The organism is Bradyrhizobium algeriense (assembly GCF_003062295.1).
GTDB classification, from domain to species: Bacteria; Pseudomonadota; Alphaproteobacteria; order Rhizobiales; family Xanthobacteraceae; genus Bradyrhizobium; species Bradyrhizobium algeriense.
The window spans coordinates 304,980-314,880 of record NZ_PYCN01000006.1 but is presented as its reverse complement, the minus strand read 5'-3'; the positions used below and the strand labels follow the sequence as shown (position 1 = coordinate 314,880).

Annotated in this window: 7 protein-coding genes and 1 pseudogene; 6 read left to right on the top strand and 2 right to left on the bottom strand. The window is 61.7% G+C overall.

Annotated elements, in window-relative coordinates; translation table 11 throughout:
* A pseudogene (locus C7G61_RS15865) lies at positions 1–115 on the bottom strand (IS110 family transposase); the annotation flags it as partial.
* Between the two features lie 355 nt (positions 116–470).
* Here C7G61_RS15865 and C7G61_RS15860 point away from each other — a divergent pair.
* The 6 genes from C7G61_RS15860 (at position 471) to C7G61_RS15835 (ending at position 8,385) form a co-directional block, all read left to right on the top strand.
* On the top strand, positions 471–1,073 hold the full coding sequence (locus tag C7G61_RS15860; protein WP_108515689.1) for a DUF4337 domain-containing protein: 603 nt from the start codon (positions 471–473) through the stop codon (positions 1,071–1,073).
* Positions 1,074–1,497: 424 nt separating this feature from the next.
* The gene (locus C7G61_RS15855; protein ID WP_108515687.1) at positions 1,498–2,604 is read left to right on the top strand and encodes an efflux RND transporter periplasmic adaptor subunit; all 1,107 of its coding nucleotides are present in this window, start codon (positions 1,498–1,500) and stop codon (positions 2,602–2,604) included.
* Positions 2,605–2,763: 159 nt separating this feature from the next.
* Positions 2,764–5,916, top strand: coding sequence for an efflux RND transporter permease subunit (locus tag C7G61_RS15850; protein WP_108515685.1), 3,153 nt, complete (start codon positions 2,764–2,766; stop codon positions 5,914–5,916).
* A 19-nt stretch (positions 5,917–5,935) separates the two neighbouring features.
* Positions 5,936–6,544, top strand: coding sequence for a TetR/AcrR family transcriptional regulator (locus tag C7G61_RS15845; protein WP_108515683.1), 609 nt, complete (start codon positions 5,936–5,938; stop codon positions 6,542–6,544).
* Positions 6,545–6,688: 144 nt separating this feature from the next.
* Positions 6,689–7,321 (top strand): flavin reductase family protein, encoded by a 633-nt coding sequence (locus C7G61_RS15840; RefSeq protein WP_108515681.1) that lies wholly within the window; start codon positions 6,689–6,691, stop codon positions 7,319–7,321.
* A gap of 71 nt (positions 7,322–7,392) precedes the next feature.
* Positions 7,393–8,385, top strand: a complete 993-nt coding sequence (locus C7G61_RS15835) for a L,D-transpeptidase family protein (RefSeq protein WP_108515679.1) — start codon at positions 7,393–7,395, stop codon at positions 8,383–8,385.
* 22 nt (positions 8,386–8,407) lie between these two features.
* Here the strand turns inward: C7G61_RS15835 and C7G61_RS15830 are convergent, their stop codons facing one another.
* Complete coding sequence (locus C7G61_RS15830; protein WP_108515676.1) at positions 8,408–9,718, bottom strand: serine hydrolase domain-containing protein; 1,311 nt, start codon at positions 9,716–9,718, stop codon at positions 8,408–8,410.
* Positions 9,719–9,901: the final 183 nt, after the last annotated feature.

Sequence of the window (9,901 nt, the reverse complement as noted above, 5' to 3'; positions counted from 1 at the left end):
ACCACCTCTGCCGCAGCACGATGGCGCCGCGGTCATCATGACCCACGAGGTGGAACGAGTTCTTGCCGATATCGATGCCGATCACGGCGATCGCTGCGTTGAGTTTCTGAGACATGGCGTGCTCCTCGTCTTGAGCGCCCCTTGCCAGTTTCTCGTACTGGCAGGGCCGGAGCACGGCCGGACCATTCCATTAGCGGACCGTTTGTATTGGCCTTGTGGCTGGCCTGTTTCGACCTCATATTGGTCGACTTCTCTCCCGTAAAGGCGCGCCGTTCCTGTGACGCTTGAACTCAAGCATCCGAAGGTTTGCGTAAACCTTGATCGCTGCGTGGGAATTGCCGATCCCTTCGTATGACCGATCGCGCCTGCCGCATTCTGCGGAACAAATCAACGTGCTCGTGCGTCGCGATGGTGACATAACGCCGTTGTTTATCGTGCCTACCCCTTTAGGAGCGAGAAGGAGCCGATCGATGAAAGCCGAAGACGCCGCCGACATGATGGATCAGGAGAAGGCGAACGACCGCTTCAAGCAGCGCGCGGCGGTCAGCATCGCCATTCTGGCGATGCTGCTGGCCATCACCGGGCTTGGCGGCGCCAACGCCGGCAAGGAGGCGACCAACAACAACATCTATGCCGCGAACCACTATGCCTTCTACCAGGCCAAGAACATCCGCCAGACCGATTACAACCTCGCGGCCGACGCGATCGAACTGGCGTTCCTGCAGGACGGAAGCCTCAACGCCGAGGCCAGGACTGCCCTGAAGGCAAAGGCCGAGGCCTATCGCAAGACGGCGGCACGCTACGAGTCCGAGCCCGAGACGCAGGAGGGCAAGAAGGAATTGATGGAGCGGGCCAAGGACTACGAGGGCAGGCGCGACCATGCGCTGAAGCAGGATCCCTATTTCGACTATGCCGAAGCGCTTCTGCAGATCGCCATCGTGCTGATCTCGGTCTCGATCGTCGCGACGGTGCCCTGGCTTGCGATCGTCGGCGGTATCGTCGGCGCCGCGGGTGGCCTGCTGATGGTCAACGGCTATACACTGGCGGTCGAGATACCGTTTCTGGCAGCATAGTGGTCCGCACGCACGCTGCGCCGGTCGGATGGGTGCTATTTGGCAAGGACGAGGGGAGCACTAAAAACTGAGGCCGCTTCAGTTGGCAACACGTCGACCGGCCTCCTGATGCTGTCGCTATTGCCGCTCGCGGCGGGGCTCTTGGTGTTCCTCGGCGGCCACGAGACGAAGACGGAATTCGCGAGCGCGAAATAGCCCGTAGCCCGGATGGAGCGTAGCGCAATCCGGGGGAGTTTGTCCGCGGTGAGGCCGGCCCCGGATTTGCGCTTCGCTCCATCCGGATTCGCGGGAACGACAGCCCTTTGGGAGAAAGCAATTACCTCTTAACCCGATTTTCCATCACGAAATGATGACCACTGACGAATGTTGACATTCGTCAGTGAGCATTCAATACTCTTCATCAGATCCTGCGATGGAGAGTCCAATGTTCGCCCGGTCCATTTTCTCTAGCTATTACAGGCTCTTGACGGGAGCGTCGTTAGCATTTGCGGTGTTTGCGCTGGCCGGCTGCAATGAAAAGGCGGCGGAAACGGCGGCCCCGGGGCGACCGGTGCTGGTCGCTACCGTGCATTATGGGGCCGAGACGCCGGAACGCAGTTTCGTCGGCACTATCCGGCCCCGGATCGAGACCGATATGGGCTTCCGGGTTCCGGGCAAGGTCGCGAAGCGCCTGGTCGAGGTTGGCCAGACCGTCGATATCGGCCAGCCGCTCGCCACTCTCGACGAGGTTGATCTGAAACTGCAGGCTGAGCAGGCGGAGGCCGAATTCCGCGCCGCCACCGGCGTGCTGGCGCAGGCTGGCGCCGCCGAGCAGCGCGCCAAGGATCTGCGCGCCAAGGGCTGGACCACCGACGCCCAGATGGATCAGAGCCGCGCCGCAGCCGATGAAGCGCGCGCGCGCCTCAATCGCGCCGAGCGGCAGGTCGAACTCACCAAGAACTCTCTCTCTTATGCGACGCTGCTGGCCGACAGCCGCGGCGTCGTCACCGCCACCCTGATCGATCCGGGTCAGGTCGTGGCCTCCGGCCAGACCGCGATCCGCGTCGCGCGCTTTGCCGAAAAGGAAGCGGTGGTTGCGATTCCCGAAACGCTGGTCGGGCGCGCCAAGTCCGGTGCCGCCACCGTAACGCTGTGGTCGGATGCGGAGAAGAAATATACTGCGAAACTGCGCGAGATCGCGCCCTCGGCCGATCCGGCGACGCGCACCTATCTTGCAAAATTCTCGTTGCCGGAAGCCGACGACAAGGTTTCGCTCGGCATGACCGCGACGCTGACGCTGGCGGATGCCGCCACCCAGCGCGTGGCAAAGCTGCCGCTGTCGGCGCTGTTCAGCCAGGGCAGCAATCCCTCGCTCTATATCGTCGACGATTCCGGCGCGGTGATGCTCAAGCCGGTGATTGTGAAGTCCTACGAGAGCAATTCCGTCGTGATCTCCGGCGGCGTCAATGATGGCGCCAAGGTGGTCGCGCTCGGCGTGCAGAAGATCGATCCGGCCCAGAAGGTCCGGGTGGTCTCGTCGCTGTCGTTCTAGTCCCGTCATTGCGAGTGGCATGAGCGACGACTTGTCCGCCGAAGCTCAACGAGCGAAGGCGGAAGCAATCCATACTTTCTTTCCGTGGTCGGATGGATTGCTGCGCTTCGCTCGCAATGACGGTGGAAATGCAAACAGATTTTGGATCTGGAGAGTGACATGAAGCGCTTCAATCTCTCGGGCTGGGCGGTGAGCCATCCGACCCTGATCCTGTTCCTGATGATCATGCTGGGCGTTGCCGGTTTCTTCTCCTACCAGCGGCTTGGCCGCGCCGAGGATCCGTTCTTCACGGTGAAGGTGGTGAACGTCTCCGCGATCTGGCCGGGCGCGACCGCGCAGGAAATGCAGACCCAGGTCGCCGACCCCATCGAGAAGAAGCTGCAGGAACTGCCGTTCTTCGAGAAGGTGCAGACCTATTCCAAGCCGTCGTTCACGGCGATGCAGGTCACCTTCAAGGACTCGACCCCGCCAAAGGACGTGCCTTATCTGTTTTATCTGCTGCGCAAGAAGCTCGTCGACGTGCAGGGCCAGTTGCCCGCAGGCCTGCTCGGCCCGAATGTCAACGACGAATTCTCCGACGTCGATTCCATTCTCTATATGATGACCGGCGACGGCGCCGACTACGCGCAGTTGAAGAAGACTGCCGAAGGCATGCGCCAGCGGCTCTTGAAGGTGCCTGGCGTCACCAAGGTCAATCTCTACGGCGCCCAGGACGAGCGCATCTTCGTCGAGTTCTCGCACGCCAAGCTGGCGACGCTTGGCATCACGCCGCAGGCGCTGTTCGATTCGCTGGCCAAGCAGAATAACGTCACGCCCGCCGGCACGGTGGAAACCTCCTCGCAGCGCGTGCCGCTGCGTGTCACCGGCGCGCTTGACGGCGCCAAGGCGGTTGCCGAGACCCCGGTCGAAAGCAATGGCCGCGTGTTCCGGCTCGGCGATATCGCGACCGTCACGCATGGTTTCGTCGATCCGCCGACCTTCGTCGCCCGCCAGGAAGGCAAGCCGGCGCTAGGCATCGGCGTGGTCACCACCAAGGGCGCCAACATCCTCGAACTCGGCAAGGAGGTCGAGAAGGCGACCAACGATTTCATGAAGGCGGTGCCGCAGGGTATCGAGGTCGAACAGATCGCTGACCAGCCGAAGGTGGTCGAGCGCGCCGTCGGCGAGTTCGTGCATTCCTTCATCGAGGCGCTCGCGATCGTGCTGTTCGTCTCCTTCGTGGCGCTCGGCTGGCGCACGGGCATCGTGGTCGCGATGTCGGTGCCGCTGGTGCTCGCCATCGTCTTCATCGTCATGAACGCGATGTCGATCGACCTGCACCGCATCACGCTCGGCGCGCTGATTATCGCGCTCGGCCTTCTGGTCGACGACGCCATCATCGCCGTGGAAATGATGGTGGTGAAAATGGAACAGGGCTGGGACCGCGTCCGCGCGGCGTCCTTTGCCTGGGAATCAACTGCGTTTCCGATGCTCACGGGAACGCTGGTCACGGCCGCTGGCTTCCTCCCCATCGGCTTTGCCAATTCGGCGGTCGGCGAATATGCCGGCGGCATCTTCTGGATCGTGGCGATCGCGCTGGTCGCCTCCTGGTTCGTCGCGGTGATCTTCACGCCCTATATCGGCGTCAAGCTGCTGCCCAACATCAAGGTCCACCACAACCACGATCCGCACGCGGTCTACGAGACGCGCATGTATCGGGGCTTGCGCCGCATGGTGCAATGGTGCGTCGACCACCGGGTCAAGGTGGTGGTGGCGACCGTCGGCGTGTTCGTGCTCTCGATCGTCGGCTTCGGCAACGTGCAGCAGCAGTTTTTCCCGCTGTCGGAGCGGCCCGAACTGTTCCTGCAGTTGCGCCTGCCGGAAGGCACCGCCTTCAACGTCACGGAAAAATCCGTGAAGAAGGCTGAGGCGCTGCTGAAGGACGACAAGGATATCGCGACCTATACCGCCTATGTCGGCCAGGGCTCGCCGCGGTTCTGGCTCGGCCTCAATCCGCAACTGCCGAACGAGGCCTTTGCCGAGATCGTGATCGTCTCCAAGGACGTCGAAGCCCGCGAGCGGATCAAGGCGCGGCTGGAGAAGGCGGTCGCCGAAGGCGATCTGTCTGAAGCACGCGTGCGCATCGACCGCTTCAATTTCGGTCCGCCCGTCGGCTTCCCGGTGCAGTTCCGTGTGATCGGCCCCGACGCCAACACCGTGCGCGACATCTCCTACAAGGTGCGCGACGTCATGAAGCAGAATCCCAACGTCGTGGAGCCGCAGCTCGACTGGAACGAGCAGTCGCCTTACCTGAAGCTCGTGGTCGACCAGGATCGCGCCCGCGCGCTCGGCCTGACCCCGCAGGACGTCTCGCAGGCGCTGGCCATGCTGATCTCGGGCGCGCAGGTCACGACCATCCGTGACGGCATCGAGAAGGTCGGCGTGGTCGCGCGCGCAGTCCCGTCCGAACGGCTCGATCTCAAGAGCGTCGGTGACCTCACTGTGACGTCACGCAACGGCGTTGCCGTGCCGCTGCAGCAGATCGCCAAGATCGAGTATTCCCACGAGGAGCCGATCATGTGGCGGCGCAACCGCGACATGGCGATCACGGTGCGCACCGATGTCGTCGACGGTGTTCAGGCACCCGATGTCACCAGCCAGATCTGGCCCAAGCTGAAGGAAATCCGCGACCATCTCGAGCCGGCCTACCGGATCGAGCCGGGCGGCGCGTTCGAGGAATCCGAAAAGGGCAACGCCTCGATCGCCCTGCTGTTTCCGCTGATGGCGCTGGTGATGCTCACCCTGCTGATGATCCAGTTGCAGAGCTTCTCGCGCCTGATCCTGGTCTTCCTGACCGCGCCGCTCGGCATCGTCGGCGCCTCGCTCGGCCTCAATGTCGCCAACCAGCCGTTCGGCTTCGTGGCGCTGCTCGGCCTGATCGCGCTGGCCGGCATGATCATGCGCAACGCGGTGATCCTGGTCGACCAGATCGAGGCCGACGTTTCCCAGGGCCTGACGCGCAAGGAGGCCATCGTCGAGGCCACCGTCCGGCGTGCCCGCCCGGTGGTGCTGACCGCGCTGGCGGCGATCCTGGCCATGATCCCACTGTCGCGCTCCGCCTTCTGGGGCCCGATGGCGATCACCATCATGGGCGGTTTGTTCGTCGCAACCTTCCTGACCTTGCTGTACCTGCCGGGCCTCTATGCCCTGTGGTTCAGGAAGAGCCTGGATGAAAGCGGCCAGGCCGAGCAGCCTGATCTTGCGCCGCAACATGAGGCCAAGTTGCATCCGAAGGGACCGCACGCAATTCCGCTTGCCGACGCGGCAGAATAATTGAACATTGAGAGCTGACATGACGCTGATTTCGGAACACATCGAGACTGACACCCGGGAAAGGATTCTCGTGGTGGCGGAGCGTCTGTTCCGGCAGATCGGCTACCAGAAGACCACGGTCGCCGATATCGCCAAGGAACTGCGGATGAGCCCCGCCAACGTCTATCGCTTCTTCGATTCGAAGAAGTCGATTCACGAGGGCGTGGCGCGAACCCTGATGGGCGAGGTCGAGGTCGAGGCGCAGCGAATTGCGCAGGCGTCCGGGCCGGCGTCGGTTCGCCTCCGGGAGATGATGAAGACCATCCACCGCATGAACACCGAGCGCTATGTCGGTGACTCCAAGCTGCATGAGATGGTCGAGATCGCGATGGAGGAGGACTGGGACGTCTGCGTCGCCCATATGGAGTGTATCGCCGCGACCCTCGGCCAGGTGATCGGGCAGGGCGCGGCTTCCGGCGAATTCGAAGCGCCCGACCTGCAACTGGCCTCGCTCTGCGCCTGCACCGCGATGATGCGGTTCTTCCACCCGCAAATGATCGCGCAATGCGCCACCAAGCCCGGTCCGACCATCGATCAAATGATCGATTTCGTCATCGCCGGCCTCTCGCCGCGCACCAAGGCGAATTAAACGCATTCGTCGCTTGACCGGCTATCCCGAACTGCGTAGCCCGGATGGAGCGTGAGCGTAATCCGGGACGACTCCGGCCGCTTGCGAGAGGCCCCGGATTGCGCTTCGCGTGCGCCGGGCTACGAAGAACAAGGAAGAACCGGAATGGACGCCAAGAGCCAGAAAGACCTGCATTTCTACGAGCCGAAAAACGGCCACGGCCTCAAGCACGACCCCTTCAACGCCATCATTGCGCCGCGCCCGATCGGGTGGATTTCCTCGCGCGACGGCAGCGGCAACGTCAATCTGGCGCCCTACAGCTTCTTCAACGCCTTCTGCTATCACCCGCCGATCATCGGCTTCTCCTCGACGAACTGGAAGGACAGCGCCGGCAATATCCAGGACACCGGCGAATTCGTCTGGAATCTTGCCACCATGGATCTGGCGAAGCAGATGAATGCAACGGCGGCCCACGTTGCCCGCGATGTCGATGAGTTCAAGATCGCAGGGCTGACGGCTGCGCCCTGCAAGCTCGTCAACGTGCCCCGCGTGGCGGAAAGCCCGGTCGCCTTCGAATGCAAGGTGACGCAGATCGTCCAGTTGCAGGGTGCCAATGGCGACAAGGCGCATGCCTGGCTGACGCTGGGCGAGGTCGTCGCCGTACACATCGACAAGGCCTTCATCCATGACGGCGTCTACCAGACCGGGCTGGCCCATCCGATCGTCCGCGCCGGCCGCCGCGGTGACTATTTCGAGATCAAGCCGGAAAACATGTTCGAGATGATCCGGCCGGATTGAGCGTTTACCCAGGCGTCACGGAACTCCGCACCGTCCAAATCTTTATCAGACAGTATTTTGGAGATTTCCCGATGGTCCGCTTGTTCGCCGGGGTGATGCTGCTCGTCTGTCTCGCCTCTCCGGCCTTGGCGGGCCTCGATGCGGCGGCGATCAACAACGCGGAATTCAAGGGCAAGCTGCCGAGCGACGACAAGATCAATCCCGCAATCGTCAAGGCGCAGGTGCTGCTCGCCCGCGCCAATTTCTCGCCCGGCGAGATCGACGGCAAGCTGGGCGAGAACGCCGAAAAAGCCCTGAGGGCGTTCGCCGAATCCAAAGGCCTGGCCGTGAGCAAACTGCCGCTGACGTCCGAAGTCTGGAGTGCCTTGCTGGCTGCCGGATCGGACCCGATCGTCGTCGACTACAAGATCACGGAGAAGGACGTCAAAGGGCCGTTCCTGAAGAAGCTGCCTGCGAAGATGGAAGACCTGAAGGGCCTGAACTCGCTGGACTACACCAGCCCGCGCGAGGCCATCGCCGAAAGGTTTCACATGAGCGAGGCCTTGCTCGCGGCTCTCAACCCCGGGAAGAAATTCGACGAGGCCGGTCAAACGATCGCGGTGATGAACGTCGCGATCAAGGAGAGCAAGTCAGCCGTGACGCGTGTCGAGGTCGACAAGATGTCCCAAACCGTCAAGGCCTTCGCGAATTCCGAACTGATCGCGTTCTTTCCCGCGACCGTGGGAAGCGAGGAGAAGCCGAGCCCTGGCGGCGTCCTCAAGGTAATCTCGATCGATGCAAATCCGTATTATCGCTACAACCCGGATTACAAGTTCAAGGGAGTCAAATCCAAACGAGCCTTCAAGATCAAGCCCGGCCCCAACAATCCCGTAGGCTCCCAATGGATCGGACTTTCAGCGGAAGGATATGGCATTCACGGGACTCCCAACCCATCGAAAGTCAGCAAGTCAGCATCCAATGGCTGCGTGCGCCTCACCAACTGGGACGCCGACAAGCTGGCAAGGCTCCTGAAGAAGGGCGTAGAGGTCGCATTTATCGAGCGCGAAGCGGCCAACAAGAAGTGATTGCGGATGCGATGCTGTCAGATCAATCGGTCGTGGCAAACGCGTCGTAAACCAGTTTCTTGAACACAGGCGTGATGCGTCCACGTTCGTTCTGGGTCTGCTCCAGCAGGATGTAAATCATATCCAGTTTTGGATCGACACCGAAGGAGGTGCCGCTGCCGCTATCCCATTTCAGTTCGCCGATTGAGCCTGGTGACGGCGGCTTGGCATTTCCCGGATCGGTGCGTACCGCAAGGCCGTAACCGTAGCCGAAGCCGTCGCCGGGAAAGTAGAAATAATCCCGCGCAACGCCGGAGTCCGGCCCGACATGATCTGACGTCATCGATCTGAACGCTGCCGGGCTGAGGTAGCGTTTGCCGTCGAGTTCTCCGCCGTTGAGGATCATTTGGGCAAAACGCGCATAGTCGTTCAGGGTCGAGACCAGTCCGCCGCCGCCGGACTCCCATTCCGGATGGGCGCGACGTTGAGTCTCCGCGAGTTTCAGGATGGTATCGCTTGGCAGCGGCTCTGCCATCCGCGCGCGTTCCTCGTCACTTTCCAGCACGAACTTCGTGCTGGTCATGCCGAGCGGATCGAAGATGTGCTGCTTTTCAAATTGATAGAGTGTCTGTCCGGATACGATCTCGATGATGCGCCCGAGGACGTCGGTTGAGTGCCCGTAGCGCCAAAGCGTCCCGGGTTGTCGCGCCAAAGGCAATCTGGCGATGCGATCGGAAAACACCTTGTTGTTGTAGCGCCCATCGAAAAGGCCTGATTCAGAATAGGCCTTCATGATCAGCTTGCCGCCGATATAGTCGTACGTGATGCCCGACGTATGGCGTAGCAGATCCAGAATGGTCACCGGCCGATCTGGCGGGACAAGCTTCAGAAAGGGTGTTCCGTCGGCCGCTACCGACGCTACTCCCACCTTGACGTCGGCGAATGCCGGAATGAATTTTGAGGCAGGGTCCGCGAGCGAGAGCTTGCCTGCGTCGATCAACATCATCGCCGCGACACTGGTGATCGGCTTCGTCATCGAATGAAGCGCAAAGATCGTGTCTGCTGTCATCGGAATTCTGGTGTCGACATCCTGGACGCCGAAGCATTTCAGATAGACGGGCCTGCCGTGCTGCTGGATCAGTACGACGGCGCCCGGCAACTTCCCGGTCGCAACCTCATTGTTGAAAAACTCGGTGATGCGCTCGAGTTTGTTTGGAGATGGGGCGGGGATGTTGGCCGACTGATTGGCCGCGGCCGTATTGGTCCAAACCGCCAACGATAAGCTCGCAGCAAAAAGCCGTCCGGCGTGCGTTGCAGCGGTGCAATGCAATATTCGTCGAGCCGGCGTCTTCATTTGTTTTGTCCCGCGCACAGACGGCTTTGCCGGAGAATTCGACGAACCGGCGCATGAGTAGCACGCCGCCCACCTTGTCGCCACGTGGGCAATTGCCCCAAGCGCGACGATGGCAGAGCCTCCCGCCAGACATGCGTTGGACGAGGTAACGCCATTTTCGACTGCAAGCTTGAACCGGGAGCT